At 72.6% G+C, this 14,574-nt stretch carries 13 protein-coding genes; 8 read left to right on the top strand and 5 right to left on the bottom strand.

Translation table 11 applies throughout. From position 1 onward, the window contains the following. Position 1 precedes the first annotated feature (1 nt). The 6 genes from ACSYGN_RS26210 to ACSYGN_RS26185 all read left to right on the top strand — a co-directional run bounded on the left by ACSYGN_RS26210 (position 2) and on the right by ACSYGN_RS26185 (position 7,576). Entirely contained in the window at positions 2-1,420 is a 1,419-nt protein-coding gene (locus ACSYGN_RS26210) for an O-antigen ligase family protein (protein ID WP_460399695.1), read from the top strand. Next, positions 1,417-3,684 carry a murein biosynthesis integral membrane protein MurJ gene (murJ, locus tag ACSYGN_RS26205; RefSeq protein WP_460399692.1) on the top strand — a complete coding sequence of 756 codons (2,268 nt, stop codon included), beginning with the start codon at positions 1,417-1,419 and terminating at the stop codon, positions 3,682-3,684. The genes ACSYGN_RS26210 and murJ overlap by 4 nt, the downstream gene beginning before the upstream one ends. A gap of 91 nt (positions 3,685-3,775) precedes the next feature. Beyond that, entirely contained in the window at positions 3,776-4,465 is a 690-nt protein-coding gene (locus tag ACSYGN_RS26200; protein WP_460403755.1) for a polysaccharide deacetylase family protein, read from the top strand. Then, on the top strand, positions 4,462-5,703 hold the full coding sequence (locus tag ACSYGN_RS26195; RefSeq protein ID WP_460399691.1) for a glycosyltransferase: 1,242 nt from the start codon (positions 4,462-4,464) through the stop codon (positions 5,701-5,703). Before ACSYGN_RS26200 ends, ACSYGN_RS26195 begins: the two co-directional genes overlap by 4 nt. Continuing rightward, the gene (locus ACSYGN_RS26190; RefSeq protein ID WP_460399690.1) at positions 5,700-6,365 is read left to right on the top strand and encodes a YveK family protein; all 666 of its coding nucleotides are present in this window, start codon (positions 5,700-5,702) and stop codon (positions 6,363-6,365) included. The genes ACSYGN_RS26195 and ACSYGN_RS26190 overlap by 4 nt, the downstream gene beginning before the upstream one ends. Continuing rightward, positions 6,362-7,576, top strand: a complete 1,215-nt coding sequence (locus ACSYGN_RS26185) for a GNAT family N-acetyltransferase (protein WP_460399689.1) — start codon at positions 6,362-6,364, stop codon at positions 7,574-7,576. Before ACSYGN_RS26190 ends, ACSYGN_RS26185 begins: the two co-directional genes overlap by 4 nt. Before the next feature lie 49 nt (positions 7,577-7,625). Here ACSYGN_RS26185 and ACSYGN_RS26180 read toward each other — a convergent pair whose 3' ends face one another. The 4 genes from ACSYGN_RS26180 to ACSYGN_RS26165 form a co-directional block, all read right to left on the bottom strand. Then, positions 7,626-8,951 carry a glycoside hydrolase family 26 protein gene (locus ACSYGN_RS26180; RefSeq protein WP_460399687.1) on the bottom strand — a complete coding sequence of 442 codons (1,326 nt, stop codon included), beginning with the start codon at positions 8,949-8,951 and terminating at the stop codon, positions 7,626-7,628. Positions 8,952-9,254: 303 nt separating this feature from the next. Further along, the gene (locus tag ACSYGN_RS26175) at positions 9,255-10,127 is read right to left on the bottom strand and encodes a chaplin (protein ID WP_460399685.1); all 873 of its coding nucleotides are present in this window, start codon (positions 10,125-10,127) and stop codon (positions 9,255-9,257) included. 107 nt (positions 10,128-10,234) lie between these two features. Further along, complete coding sequence (locus ACSYGN_RS26170; RefSeq protein ID WP_460399683.1) at positions 10,235-10,462, bottom strand: chaplin; 228 nt, start codon at positions 10,460-10,462, stop codon at positions 10,235-10,237. Between the two features lie 242 nt (positions 10,463-10,704). Further along, the gene (locus ACSYGN_RS26165) at positions 10,705-11,127 is read right to left on the bottom strand and encodes a rodlin (protein ID WP_460399681.1); all 423 of its coding nucleotides are present in this window, start codon (positions 11,125-11,127) and stop codon (positions 10,705-10,707) included. Between the two features lie 356 nt (positions 11,128-11,483). Between ACSYGN_RS26165 and ACSYGN_RS26160 the strand changes: the two genes are divergently transcribed. Both ACSYGN_RS26160 and ACSYGN_RS26155 read left to right on the top strand, forming a co-directional pair. Further along, positions 11,484-11,900, top strand: a complete 417-nt coding sequence (locus ACSYGN_RS26160) for a rodlin (protein WP_460399679.1) — start codon at positions 11,484-11,486, stop codon at positions 11,898-11,900. 152 nt (positions 11,901-12,052) lie between these two features. Beyond that, the gene (locus ACSYGN_RS26155) at positions 12,053-12,466 is read left to right on the top strand and encodes a rodlin (protein WP_460399677.1); all 414 of its coding nucleotides are present in this window, start codon (positions 12,053-12,055) and stop codon (positions 12,464-12,466) included. Between the two features lie 140 nt (positions 12,467-12,606). Here ACSYGN_RS26155 and ACSYGN_RS26150 read toward each other — a convergent pair whose 3' ends face one another. Then, positions 12,607-14,550, bottom strand: a complete 1,944-nt coding sequence (locus tag ACSYGN_RS26150; protein ID WP_460399675.1) for an AMP-dependent synthetase/ligase — start codon at positions 14,548-14,550, stop codon at positions 12,607-12,609. Between the last annotated feature and the right edge of the window lie 24 nt (positions 14,551-14,574).

Raw genomic sequence — 14,574 nt, 5'->3', positions numbered from 1 at the left:
GTTGAGCCAGGCACTTGTCCCTGCGCGGGCATCGCGACCGCTGCGCCGGATCCCCCTTTCCGCACCGGTGCTGCCGGTCCTCGGCGTCATCGCCGTCCTCGCGCTGCCCCTCACCCACGGCGCCGGCGGTGAGGGTGGTGCCGGGCCCGCCGACGCGCTGTCCGCCGTCGCGGTGCTGTACTGCGCCCTCCGGGTGCTGCGGGAGCGGCGGCGCCCGTTGTCGCGTACGGCAGCGGTGGTGCTGGGGCTGCCGGTGGCCGGTCTCGCGCTCGCCGCGCTGCACGCGTCGTCGCCGGGCGCCGGGCTCGCGGGGCTCGGCCGCTACCTCGAGATCTTCGTCCTCGTCCCGGCCGCCGTCGTCCTGTTGATCCGTGACCGCGCCGATTTCCGGCTGCTGGCCTGGGCGTTGGTGGCGCTCGCACTGTGGCAGGGCGCCCTCGGCATCCACCAGTACGCGACCGGGACCGGCGCCTCGTACCAGGGCCAGGACATTCGCGCCGTGGGCACTTTCGGCGCGCAGGATGTGATGGGCATGGCGACGGCGGTGAGCTTCGGGCTGCTGTGCGCGGTGGGGCTCGCGCTGGGCGGTACGGGGGTACGGCGCGGCCGGGCGTCGGAGGCTGCGGCAGTACGGCGTAACCGGGCGCCGTGGGGTGTGGAACGGGCCGTCGCCGCAGGCTGCGCCCTCGTGCTGCTCGTCCCGCTCGCCCTGTCGTTCAGCCGGGGTGCCTGGATCGCCACTGCCGTGGGGTGCCTGGCGCAACTGGTGCTGACGGGACTGCGACGGGCGCTGAAGGTGGTCGCGGTGGCGGTGGCGGCCGGGGTGGTGCTGGTGGGCGGTCTCGGGGTCGGCACCGAGATGCTCCAGGAGCGGATCGGCAGCATCGGGCAGGTCACCGAGGCACCCGACCAGTCCGTCGTGGACAGGTACTCCCTGTGGGCGGCAGCGGCCGGGATGTGGCGCGAACACCCGCTGACCGGTGTGGGGTTGAAGAACTTCCCGGAGTACCGGGACGGGCACGCGCCGCTGGCGCTGTCGTCGGGCAGCGACACGGAGGGCGCGGGCGCCGCGTTTCTCAGACAGCCGCTGCTGTCCCCGCACAACATGTATCTGCTGGTGCTCAGCGAGCAGGGCCTGATCGGGCTGCTGACGCTGGGGGGTAGTTGGCTGGCGCTGCTGGTGTGCGCGCTGCGAGGACTGTGGCGGGCACGCGTGTCGGGCACGGGCAGGGGCACGGGCACGGGCATGGACTGCGCGCTGGTCTCCTGCGGGCTGCTGGTCTGGCAGTCGACGGACTTCGTGTACGCCGACATCGGCGGGCCGTCGACCGTGCTGACCGCCTTGTGCCTCGGGCTCGCGGCGTGGTGGGCGCTGGCCGGGAGCGAGCGCGTGTCCGCGGGTGAGGCCTCGATGCGATGACGGTCACGCCTTCCCGCAGCCCGGGGGCCGACGCCGACGCCCATAGCGGCGCCCGTACCCGCGCTCGTAGCCGCGCTCGTGCCGGTGCTCCTACCGGCGCCGACGAGGCCGCCGTTACGTCGGCGGCACCGCCGCGGTCACCGGCGCACCCTGCGCACCAGGCGTCCCCACCGCACCCCGCCGAGACCGCCCCCTCCCGGGCCTTCCTCGCCAGGGCCACCCTCGTCACCGCGTCCCTGTCGCTGGCCGGGGCGGTCCTGGGGCTGGTGCGCGACCAGGCGCTCGCCCGGCTGTTCGGGGCCGGGAGCGCGACGGACGCCTTCCTGGTCGCGTGGACCGTACCGGAGTTCGCGGCCACGCTGCTCATCGAGGACGGCCTGGCGTTCGCACTGATCCCCGCCTTCAGCGCGGCGCTGGCCCGGCGGGCCCGGGACGCGCCCGGCGACGACCCGGTACGGGCCCTCGTGGCGGGCACGCTCCCCCGGCTGACGCTGTCCTTCGTCGCCGTGTCCGCGCTGCTCGTCGCCGCGGCGCCGGTCCTGGTACGGGCCCTCGCGCCCGGTCTTCCCCATCCCGGGCTCGCGGTGGACTGCACCCGGCTCACCGCGACCTGCGTGCTGAGTTTCGGGCTCGCCGGGTACTGCAGCGCCGCGCTACGGGCGCACCGCCGTTTCGGGGCGCCCGCGGCGATCTACGTCGCGTACAACAGCGGCATCGTCACGGGGATGCTGGTCCTCGGCGGCCACTGGGGGGTGCGGTCGGCGGCGGCCGGGGTGGCGGTGGGCGGGCTGCTGATGGTGGCGGCGCAACTTCCGTCACTGCTCGGGCAGTTACGGACGAGACCGACGGATCAAGGAACCGGTGGCTCACGCGGCCGCTACGACACCGCCGTTCGCCCCTTGAGCCTCGAACTCATCGGCGCGGTGCTCCTCTTCGCCCTGTGCCGGCAGTCCCAGGTCCTCGTCGAGCGTTTCCTCGCCTCCGGTCTCCCCTCCGGTGCCATCTCTCACCTCAACTACGCCCAGAAGGTCGCCCAGTTGCCGATGGTGCTGTCACTGATGCTGTGCACGGTCACCTTCCCGGTGGTCACGCGGGCGCTGGCCGAGGGCGACACCGAGCGGGCCCGCCGCAGGGTGGAGCGTGATCTGGCGCTCGTCGCCTGTCTGGTGCTGCTCGGCACGGCGGCGGTCGTCGCCTGTGCGCCGCAGATCATCGAACTCCTCTTCCAGCGAGGCGCGTTCACCGCTCACGACACCGCCGCCACGGCGGGGGTGATGCGGGTGTACGCGCTGGGACTGCTCAGCCAGACGCTGGTGGGCGTCCTGATCCGCTCATACTTCTCGACGGGCCGCGCGACCTGGTACCCCCTCGGCGCGATGACGACCGGAGTCGTGGTGACCGCCTGGGCCGGGGCACTGGCCGTGGGCCCCTGGGGCGCAGCGGGAATCGCCGCCGCGAACGCCGCGGGGATCACCGTGACCGCCGCACTGCTGCTCATGGGGCTCAGCCGTCGCGACGGGCAGGGCCGCTCAGGTCGTCCGGGCGGGCCCGGGAGCTCCCGCGCCTCGGGCGGCTCGGGTGGCCCCAGCGGCTCACGGAACTCGAGGAACTCGACGGGCTACGGCCGTCCGGTCGGTCCAGACGCCTCAGGCAGTCCGGGCCGTTACGGCGGTCTCGGCGGTTTTGGTGGTGGTGATCCCGGTGATTCCGGTGAAATCGGCAGCACGGGCGGTTGGAATGCCCCGGGGGGTCCCGGTGGTTCGTGCGGTCCGAGTGATCACGACACCTCGCCGGAGCACGGCAACCCGGACGATCACGGCACCTCGCTTACCTCGCGCACCCCGCGCACCCCGCACAGACCGGCCGACCCGGCCGTCTCACGCAGCCCGGCCCGCCCGGCCCGCCCGGCCCACCCGGCCCGCTCGGTCGGCAGGATCGGGGTCGGCCGGGTCGGTCCCGTCAGTCCGAGCCGTGGACGTCACCGCAGGCCCCGTGGCGTCCCCGTCGGGGCTCGGCGGGTGCTGCGTGACGTGAGCAGACCGGTGTGTGCCGCGGTGCCCGCGACGGCCGCCGGGGCCTGGGCAGCGAGCGGGCCCGGTCCCGGGTCGCCGCTGGCGGGTCTGGCCGTCGGGGCGGTCACCGTGACCGGCGTGTTCGTCCTGGTCGGCCGGGCGCTGGACGCCCCCGGCCTGGCCCTGGCACTGCGTACCGTCCGCACCGTCACCCGAAGGGGCACCCATGTTCTCCTCCGTCGACACCCCTGACACGCCCGGCACCCCCGCCGTCCCGTCCGGCGCCTTCGTCCCCGCGCCCCGGCGCGCCGAGCGCCCCGGCGGCCGGGTGCCGTGGGTCGCGATGTACCACTCTGTGAGCGACTGCGCCGACGACCCGTACCGCATCACCGTCACGCCCCGACGGCTGGAGCAACAGCTGTGCTGGCTGCGAAGACGAGGCCTGCGCGGGGTCTCCCTGGCCGAGTTGCTGGCCGCCCGTGCCCGGGGCGGCGGCCGGGGCCTCGTCGGGCTGACCTTCGACGACGGGTACGCAGACTTCGTCACCGATGCCCTGCCGGTGCTGCACCGCTGGGACTGCAACGCCACCCTGTTCGTGCTGCCCGGCCGCCTCGGCGGCGACAACGGCTGGGATCCGCTGGGCCCGCGCAAGCCTCTGCTCACGGCCGACGGTGTTCGGCAGGCGGTGGCGCAGGGCGTCGAGGTCGGCTCGCACGGGCTGACCCACATCGATCTGACGTGCGCCGACGAGGCGACCCTGCGTACCGAGACCGCCGCGAGCAGAGCGCTGCTCTCCGAGTTGACCGGTGCTCCGGTGAAGGGCTTCTGCTATCCGTACGGCGCCCTCGACCCCCGCGCCGTCGCCGCCGTCCGCGCCGCCGGATACGGGTACGCCTGTGCCATCGACCCCGGCCCGCTCACCGGCCCGTACGCACTCCCCCGCCTGCACATCGGCCAGCACGACACCGCCGTACGCCTGTATCTCAAGCACCGGCTGCACCGGCTGCGCCGCCGCCCCGTGGAGGGCCTGTGACGAACCGGAAGCACCTCCCGAACGCACCACGCGTCCTGCATGTCATCACCGGCCTCGGCGTCGGCGGCGCCGAGCAGCAACTGCGGCTGCTGCTCGGGCATCTCGCCGTGCACAGCGAGGTCGTGACCCTCACCAACCCGGGCCCGGTCGCCGACGCGCTGATCGCCGACGGCGTGCGCGTGCACCACCTCGGCATGACCGGCAACCGCGACCTGGCCGCGCTGCCCCGTCTGGTCCGGCTGATCCGTACGGGCGGCTACGACCTCGTCCACACCCATCTCTACCGGGCCTGCATCTACGGCCGTCTCGCCGCCCGGCTCGCCGGGGTGCGGGCGGTGGTCGCCACCGAGCATTCGCTGGGCGACTCCCAGATCGAGGGCCGCCGCCTTAGCGCCGGGGTCCGCGCGCTCTACCTCGCCACCGAGCGGCTCGGCCGTACCACCGTCGCCGTCTCCCCCACGGTCGCCGGACGGCTGCGCCGCTGGGGTGTGCCGGAGCCGCGGATCGCGATCGTGCCCAACGGCATCGACCTGGCCCGCTTCCGCCACGACCCGCACCGGCGGCGGCTCACCAGGCAGCGGCTCGGGCTGCCCGAGGATGCGTACGTCGTCGGCGGCATCGGCCGGCTCGTCCCCGGCAAACGCTTCGACACCGCCGTCCGCGCACTCGCCCTGCTGCCCGCCGACCACCGGCTGCTGCTGGTCGGCGGCGGCCCGGAGGAGGGGGCGCTACGGCGCACCGCGCGGGAGGCGGGGGTGGCCGGCCGGGTGCTGTTCACCGGCGAACTCCCCGGATGGGCCGGTGATGCCGACGAGGCGGCCGGGCCCGATCTGCCGTCCCTCACCTCCGCGCTGGACGTGCTGGTCTCGCCGTCTCCCGAGGAGGCGTTCGGGCTCGCGGTCGTGGAGGCGCTGGCGGCGGGGCTGCCCGTGCTCTACGCCTCCTGCCCTGCCGTCGAGGACCTCCCGCCCGGCGCCGCGCCCGCCGCCCGGCAAGTGCGGGGCGGGCCCGAGGACTTCGCCCGTGCCCTCACCGAACTCCGCGCGGCGGGCCCGGGCCCCCGCACCGCCCCGGACGCCGCCCGTCACTACTGCGTCACCCGCAGCGCCACCCGGCTCATGGACGTGTACACGGCGGCCCTGGCCGCCACCACCCCGGCCCTTCCGTCCCCGTCTCCTGCCCCCTCCCCTTCTTCTCCATCTCCGTCCCCGTCATCGAAGGAAGTCGAACAGTCATGATCGAGAACCCGACCCGATCGCACCGTCCGAGCGCCCCGTCCGCCCGCCTCCGCGCGCTCCCGCCGTGGACACTGCTGGCGGCCGGCACCCTCACGGGCGGGCTGCTGGGCGGGGCGTACGGGGTGCTGACACCGCCGACGTACACGGCCACCAGCTATGTCATCGCCGTACCCACCGACCGGTCCGACCCTGCGTCGGCGCTCGGCTTCGCCACGGCCTACGGACGGGTCGCCACCCAGCTCGCGGTGCTCGGCGACGCGCAGGCACAGGCCGGGGTGCCGGTGGACACGCTCAGGCACAGCGTGCAGACGTCGGCCTCGCCGGACGCCCCGATGGTCGCCGTCTCGGCCACCTCGGCCCGCCCCCGCCTCGCCGCCGGGATGGCGAACGCCGTCGCCCGCGCCCTCACCCGGCGCGCGGACGCCACCAAGGCCACCACGCACGTGGAACTCGTCGAGTTCTCCCGCGCGGTCACCCCCGCCGACCCCACCTCGCCCTCCCCTGCGGTGACCGGTCTGATCGGCGCGAGCGCGGGCGGGCTGCTCGGCGGGCTCGCGCTGCTCGTCCGTCCTCAGCGCGACGACGGCACCGGCCGCCGAACCGTGTCCGTGGCGGGCGTTCCCGGCCCGGCCACCGCCGCCGACGCGCACGAAGCGCTGTGACGGCGTCGTACCTCACCGCAGAACGCGCCACCCGCTCCCCCGAGTTCGTCACCGAACTCGTCACCGACGAGCATGTCTTCGCCGAACTCGGCCCGGCCTGGCGGCGGTTACATGAGCGGTGCGGGGCGGCGACCCCGTTCCAGAGCCATGCCTGGCTGCACTCGTGGTGGCTGTCGTACGGCCGTCACGGTCGGCTGCGGCTCGTGGTCGTGCGGAACGGCGGTGAACTCGCCGCCGTGGCACCGCTGATGCGGGTACGGCACCCGGTGCCCGCGCTGGTGTCGCTCGGCGGGGCGATCTCGGACTACGGCGACGTCCTCATCGACGACACACACGCCGACCGCGCCGCGCACGCCCTCACCACGGGTCTGGCCGCCGCGGCGCGCACCGCGCTGATCGACTTCCGCGAGGTACGGCCCGGCGGCGCGGCGGAACGTGTCTACGACCGCTGGTGCGGGCCACGCCGCCGGATGCCCGACTCGCTGTGCCTGGAGCTACCGGCCGTTCCCATGGGCGAGTTGGTGGCCCGGCTGCCGTCGGCGAAGGCCCAGCGGGTCCGGGCCAAGCTGCGCAAGCTGGCCGCGCTCGGGGTGCGGCGTCGTGTCGTACCGCCGCACGAGGTGGACCTGGCGCTGCGCAGACTGCTGGAGCTGCATCAACTCCAGTGGGAAGGACGGAAGGTGACGCCCGAGCATCTGCGGGAGCGGTTTCGTGCGCATCTGGTGCGGGCGGTCGGGCCGATGGTGCGCTCGGGGAACGCGGTGGTCACCGAGTTCCGGCTGGGCACAGACGTCGTGGCCGTCGATCTGACCCTGCTGTCGCGGCGGCTGGCGGGCTGCTATCTCTACGGCGCGCATCCGGGGCTGCGGGAACGCAAGGCGGATGTGGCGGTGATGCTGCTCGACGCGTGCGCGGAGAGCGCGGGAGCGGGAGGTGGCAACGGCCTCGCTCCGGGTCTCGGCAACGGCTCCGGCCCGGGTCTCGGCAACGGTCTCGGCAACGGCCTCGGCCTCGCCACGCTGAGTCTGCTGCGCGGCGACGAGCCGTACAAGCATCATTGGCGCCCCGAACCGGTCGTCAATCAGCGGCTGTTGCTGGCCCGGCGGCGTACCGCACCGCTGCTGTCGGCGGTCGTGTGCGATGTCGCGGCGCGGCAGCGGGGCAAGGAGGTGCTGCGCGGCTGGCGGGAGCGCGACGGGGGCGGGTCCTGAGGTCCCCGCTGACTGCGGGTGGGCCGCCCGCGCAGCCGTCGGCGTGCCGCTACTGCTCGCCCGGCCACCAGTCGGAGCGGAGGCAGAGCTTCCCGCCGAGCCAGCGCTCGATCCAGGATCCGAGGTTCAGCGAGGCGCAGACGGGGGCGGGGGCCGGGGGCGGCGGGGGCTCAGGGGCAGGGGTCTGGGCGGGGGTCTGGGCGGGGGTCTGGGCGGGAGCTGGGCCACCGGCGTTTCCGGTGCCGGAGCCGGAGCCGGTGGCGGTTCCGGTGGCGGTTCCGGTGGCGGTCGCGGCGATCCCGGTCCGGTAGATCTGGGACGACTGCGGGTTGTCCGGGCACTCCCACACACCGTGCGGGCAGTAGTCGGTGAGCGTGTTGTAGAGCGGCTTGTGCTCCTGCATCCAGGCAAGCATGCGCCGCATGTACTCGGGGTTGTCGCCGTTGCGGAAGAGTCCCCATTCGGGATAGGAGACGAGCTTGCCGTGCGCCTTGGCGAAGTCCACCTGCGCCTGGAGGCCGTAGGGCTCGGTCACCTGCTGGTCGAACGGCAGGCCGTCCGGCTGGTCGTAGGAGTCCATGCCGATGACGTCGACCGTGGCGTCCCCGGGGTAGCACTGGGTCCATGGCACGGCGTCCCGGCCGCGGCTCGGCGCGAAGTCGAACCGGAACCGCTGCCCCGGCACGGTCCGCATCGCGGCGACGATCCGGTTCCAGTACGTCTTCCACGCCTCCGGGTCAGGGCCGCAGCGGTGGGTGTAGGTGGTGCCGTTCATCTCCCAGCCGAGGACGACGACCGTGTCCGGCGCGTCGGCGTCCACCAGCCGCTGGGCGAGCCGCTGGAAGTGCGTGTCGAACTCCCCGGCGGCGCCCCGGCGCAGCAGGGAGCGCACCTCGGCGTCGGAGAGACCGTCCTCGTTGCGGTCCAGCATGGGCACGTTGAGGACGAGCATCCGGTCGGCCTTCTCGGCGCGCCAGTCCGCCCAGACGTCCAGGACGGTCGGGGCACCCTCGATGTCCATCCAGCGGTCGCCGGGCAGATAGGTGTGGCCGACCCGCGGTTCGGCACCGCCGAGCCAGGCGCCGAACGCCGCCATCCGGGCGACACCGAGCGCGCCGGAACCGAGGAAGGCACCGAAGGCGGGCGCTTCCGACGGGGTCGGGCTGACGCTCGGGGTCACGGTCGGAGCGGGTGTCGGCGTCGGCGTCGGAGCCGCGCTCACGGGCCGGGGCTTCGGAGCACCGGGCGACGGTACGACTACGGCGGACTGCGGCGCGGCGCATCCGGGACCGGCCGCCAGGACCGCCGACGCGGCAGCGGTGACCACGACGCACACCGCCCGCCGGTACCGGGCGCTTCGCTGCTGTCGGGCCATGCCTGCTCCTCGCTCCGCGCTCGTGCTGCCGCTCGCTGTGCCATTTCTGACACTCATATCTGACGCTCAGTCATATCGGCGCGAGGTTGCTTCGGCGCCGGGCACGCCAGCGTGCTGAGGCTTTCGGGTGGGACCGGGCGTCCACCCGGACGAACCGGGGAGACGGAAGCACACGTTCCGTGCCGCCTCGGCTGACACCGGGCAAAAACGGCTCGGCCCCGGGCGACGGTGCATCGTCGGCCGGGGCACGGGAGGTGGCGGGGCGGGGCGGGTGCCGGGTGGGGTCTCCGGCACCCTGCGCTGCTACCGACGGGAGGCCGCGCGGCCTCGCCGGTACAGGAACGCCCCGCCCGCGATCAGCACGGCGCCCGCGGCCGAGGCGGCGATCATGGCCTCGCTGCCGGTGTGAGCCAGGACGGGTGGGTGACCGTGGTGGGTGGGCGGCGGGGTGTGCTCCTCGCTCGGTGGCGGGGTGTGCTCACCGGGCGGAGGGGTGTGGTCGACGGGGGGCGGGGTGTGCTCCCCGTACGGCGGTGGGGTGTGGTGGTGGGGAGGCGGGGTGTGGTGGGCCGGCGGGGTGTGGTCGCCGTAGGACGGCGGCTTGTGCGTCGGGGACGGCTTGTCCTCGCCGTAGGACGGCGGCTTGTGGGTCGGAGACGGCTTGTGCTCACCGTAGGACGGCGGCTTGTGCGTCGGGGACGGCTCATCGTCGCCGTACGACGGGGGTTTGTGCGTGGGAGTCGGGTCGTCGTCGCCGTACGACGGCGGCTTGCGGGTCGGGGTCGGGGTCGGGTCGTCGTCACCGTACGACGGGGGCGTGCGCGTGGGGGTCGGGTCGTCGTCGCCGCCGTACGACGGCGGCTTGCGGGTCGGGGACGGGGAGTGGTCGTGGGAGGGCCGTGTGTACGTCGGGGACGGCTCCTCGCGCGGGGCCGAGTCGTTGACGCACACGTTGCCGAACGCGGGGTTCAGCGCTCCGGCGACGTCGACGGAGTTCCCGCAGATGTTGACCGGCATGTCGATCGGAACCTGGACGATGTTGCCGGAAAGGACACCCGGCGAGCCCTGCGCAACAGCGTCCGCCTGCGTGTCGGCCAGGGCGGGGCTGCCGTACAGGGACAGAATGCTAGTCGCGGCAGCGGCCGCGACAATTCCCTTGCTGAGGGTCTGTCGCACTCTCGTTGTCTTCCTGCTTGAAGAAGTGGGAAAGCCGGCCTTGGAACGACTGGTCGAGGGTCCAAGGCCGGCTGTTACACAGCTCTGGGGCTGGTACGGATACGCCGTCAGCGGTTGACGCAGACGTTGCCGAACGCGGGGTTCAGCAGCCCGGTGGCGCCGATGGAGTTGCCGCAGACATTGAGCGGGGCGTCGATCGGGATCTGGATGACGTTGCCCGAGAGGAAACCGGGCGAACCGACGGCGACACCCGTGGCGTCGGCGTCGGCAAAGGCCGGGGCCGCGGCACCCAGGGCCAGGATCGCGCCCGCGACGACGGCTGCGCTCTTCTTCATGGACTATCCCTTCTCAGCGGTCGTGTCCCTCATGGACGGCCGAAGCCGCGCGAGCACGGCTTCGATGGCTCGCACCACGACCGGCAGGCTGTAGAACGAGGAATAGACAGCGGAAGAAACTCCGGAACGCGTGCCGCAGGTCAATTCACTCGAACGCCCCCAGCGAATTGACGCCTATGCCGTAACAGACCTGGCGAGGGGTTCCCGAGAAGCGACGTGGGCGAATGACACCGCGAGCGGACTCAGCCGTTGCCGGTGCCGTTGCCCGACAGGGCGGCGATGTCGTCCAGGATGTGCGAGAGCGGCTCGTCACCCTTGGCCTGGGTCGAGTTCTCCGTGCACGTCTGGGTCTGCGGGGAGGACAGGATGCCCACGTCCTGCAGGCCGACGACATCGGCGAGTTCGCCCCCGCCGACGAGAGTCTGGGTGTTGGTCTTGGAGGGCGCGGCGACACAGATCTTGTTCAGCGAGCCCTGGACCAGCGACAGCTGAGGGCTCTTGTCGCCGAACGTGGCCGAGTTGCCGAACGACTGCGAAGCACCGTTGCCGCTGGCCGAGGTGGTCCCGGAGTCGTCACCGATGGCGAGCGCCTGGGGGGCACCGACCGCGGCGATCCCGACGACGGACGCGGCGAGCGACGCGGCGGCCATGACCTTCTTCAGCATTTCCACTTTCCTTTCCTGGCTTCCGTCCTGGTTCTTCCCGGCTCGTGTCTGGGTTCCTGTCCGGTTCCGACCGTCGCCAGGAGGCACCTTCTTGCTTTCCATCAACCGGAAGCACGCCGGATGGTTGCGAGGCGTCACCCGATCGAATTGACGGGCAGTCGCAGAACGACCGGCATGACCGGCATGACCGGCATGAACGGAACGAAGGGAATGAACACCGCCGCGGGAAACGGCCGACCATCGGGTCCTCTTTCCCGCAATGGGCCGATCGGGTGAAGAACAGCAACCGAGGGCATCGGAGGCAGTTGAACCAGGGGACTCCGGTGGACGGGGTGTCTTCAGAAGGGATTTACTCAATGATCAAGAAGGTTCTGGCCACGGCCGCGGTCGCCGCCTCCATCGTGGGCGCCTCCGCAGCGGCCGCCGCGCCGGCCCTGGCCATCGGCAACGACAGCGGCACCACGTCCGCCAGCGGCAACGGTGCTTCGCAGTCGTTCGGCAACTCGGCCACGTTCGGCAACATGAGCCCGCAGATGGCACTCATCCAGGGCTCGTTCAACAAGCCGTGTCTCGCCCTGCCGGAGAAGCTCAACACCCAGGTGCTCACCTCCGCCACGGGCGACGTCCTCGGCCTGCAGGACGTGGGCATCCTGTCCTCCCCGCAGACCCAGACGTGCACGGAGAACTCGACCCAGGCCAAGGGTGACGAGCCGCTCTCGCACATCCTCGACGACATCGCGCTGCTGTCCGGCAACGGCCGGAACAACCACTGAGACGGATCCGTCCGACGGGTTCCTCGTCTCCCGCCCGGGGACCGGATCCCCGGGCCTCGGCCGAACGGGGCACATCGCGCAACTCCGCGACGCCCCGCTCGGTTGACGATCACGCAACTCCCCCCGGAGTCCGCTTCTCGAAGGGAAACAACATGAAGAAGCTGTGGGCAACCGCGGCTGTCGCCGCGTCGCTGGCCGGTTTCATCGGCGCCGCCGCCCCCCAGGCGCTCGCGATCGGCGACGACAACGGCACGACCTCCGCGAGCGGCAACGGCGCCCGCGAGTCGTTCGGCAACTCGGCCACGTTCGGTGACCAGAGCCCTCAGCTGTCGCTGGTCCAGGGCTCGCTGAACAAGATCTGTGTCGCCGCGCCCTCCAAGACCAACACGCAGACGCTCACCGCCCCCGTGGGCGACGTCATCGGCCTGCAGGACGTGGGCATCCTGTCCTCGCCCCAGACCCAGACCTGCACGGAGAACTCGACCCAGGCCAAGGGTGACGAGCCGCTCTCGCACATCCTGGACGACATCTCCACCCTGTCGGGCAACGGCGTCGGCAACGGCTGAGTCTCCGCTCCGCCGCGCGGCGGGTCACCGGTTCTCCGGTGGCCCGCCGTTCGTATGTCCAGCGGTCATCAGCATGTCCAGTGGTCATTCGGATGACCGCTGGCCACTCGGATATCCACCGGTCTTTCGCACACCGGTCGTCAGCGGTACAGCTCCTCGATCGCTCCCGAGTACGCCGCCGTGACCGCGTGGCGCTTGACCTTCAGGGACGGCGTGAGCATCCCGTTCTCCTCGCTGAACTCACCCTCGACCAGCACGAACGCCCGGATCGACTCGGCGCGCGAGACGGCCTCGTTGGCGTAGTCCACCGCCTTCTGGACGTCGGCGCGCATAAGCGGGTCCCGTACGACCTCGGCGAGCGGCATGCCGCCGGGCAGCCCGCGCACCGCCAGCCAGTGGGCGACCGACTCGGGGTCCAAGGTGACGACGGCGGCGACGTAGGGACGGTTGTCGCCGACGACGATGCACTGCCCGACGGGCGGGCGGCTGCGCAGCCGGTCCTCCAGCACGGCCGGGGAGACGTTCTTGCCGCCGGAGGTGATCAGGATGTCCTTCTTGCGGCCGGTGATGGTGAGATAACCGTCGTCGTCGAGGGAGCCGAGGTCGCCGGTGGCGAACCAGCCGTCGCTGAGGACCGCGTCGGTGGCCTCCGGGTTGTTCCAGTAGGCGCCGAACACGATGCCGCCCTTGACCAGGACCTCGCCGTCCTGCGCGATACGCACCGCGGTGCCGGGGACGGGCAGGCCGACCGTGCCGGGGCGCGGTGCGAGCGGCGGCACGATGGTCGCGGCGGCGCTGGTCTCGGTCAGGCCGTAGCCCTCGTAGACGACGATCCCTGCGGCGTGGAAGAAGAGGTTCAGATCACGGTCCAGCGGGGAGCCGCCGCTGATGGCGTAGCGCAGCCGTCCGCCGAGTTCCTTGCGGATACGGCGGTAGACCAGCAGGTCGTACAGCGCCCAGGCGGCGTAGAGGCCGGGCCCCGGGCCCTTGCCGCGGCCGAGGAACCGGTCGAGGTACGCCGCCCCGAACCGCACCGCGACCCGGTCGGCCCGGTCGAAGGAGGCGCCCCTGCCGATCTTCTCGGCGGTCGCACGCCCGGTGTCGTGGATCTTCTCGAAGAGATACGGCACCCCGACCAGGAAGGTGGGCCGGAACTCCCGCAGGGCCGGGCGGAGTTCGTCGGGCTTGACGCTCGGGCAGTGACCGGTCTCGATGCGGGCCATGAGGCAGGCGATCTGGAGGGTGCGGCCGAGGATGTGGGCGAGCGGAAGGAACAGCAGCGTCGAGGCGGTCTGCCGGGTGACCTCCTTGAAGATCGGGTGGAGCAGCTCGACCGTGTTGGCGGCCTCGGCGTGCAGATTGGCGTGGGTGAGCACGCAGCCCTTGGGTCGGCCGGTGGTGCCGGAGGTGTAGGAGAGGGTGGCAATGGTCCCGGGTGTCAGGGTGGTGCGGCGCTTGGTGACCTCGTCGTCGGAGAGATCCTGACCGAGGACGGTGAGGGCGGTGAGGGCGTCCGGCGCCCCGGCGGGCGTGTCGTCGGGGTCGATCTGCCAGATGCGCGGGGGCCGCGGATGGCGGGCCGTGGCCGTGGTGACCATGGCCGTGCCGACGGACGTCTCCGTGATGACGAAGCAGGCGTCCGAGTCTCGGACGATCCACTCGACCTGGTCGGCGGACGAGGTGGCGTACACGGGGACGGACTGGCCGCCGGCCGCCCAGATCGCGAAGTCCGCAACCGTCCATTCGTAGCGGGTGCGGGACATCAGGGCGACTCGGCCGCCCTGCTCGAGTCCGGCGGCGATCAGGCCTTTGGCCACGGCGGTGACCTCGCGGGCGAAGGCGGCGGCCGTGACGGGCCGCCAGCCGCCGGCGGGGTCTCTGCGGCGCAGGACCACGGCGTCCGGGGCCTCGGCGGCGTTGATGAAGGGGATGTCCGCGACGCTGCCGGTGGCGAGGGGCGGGGCGAGAGCGGGGACACGGGCCTCGCGTACGGCACCGTGCTCGTCCCGGACCAGCTCGGGCCGGGTCCGGTCCGCGAGGTCGCCGCGCCGCTTCGCCCGCTTCAAGTCCTTGCGTACGCCCATGCCCGCTCCCGGTCCTGACGGTCC

The sequence above is a fragment of the Streptomyces sp. YIM S03343 genome (assembly GCF_054729195.1).
The sequence above is the reverse complement of the archived record's forward strand: the minus strand, read 5'-3'. Positions and strand labels throughout refer to the sequence as shown.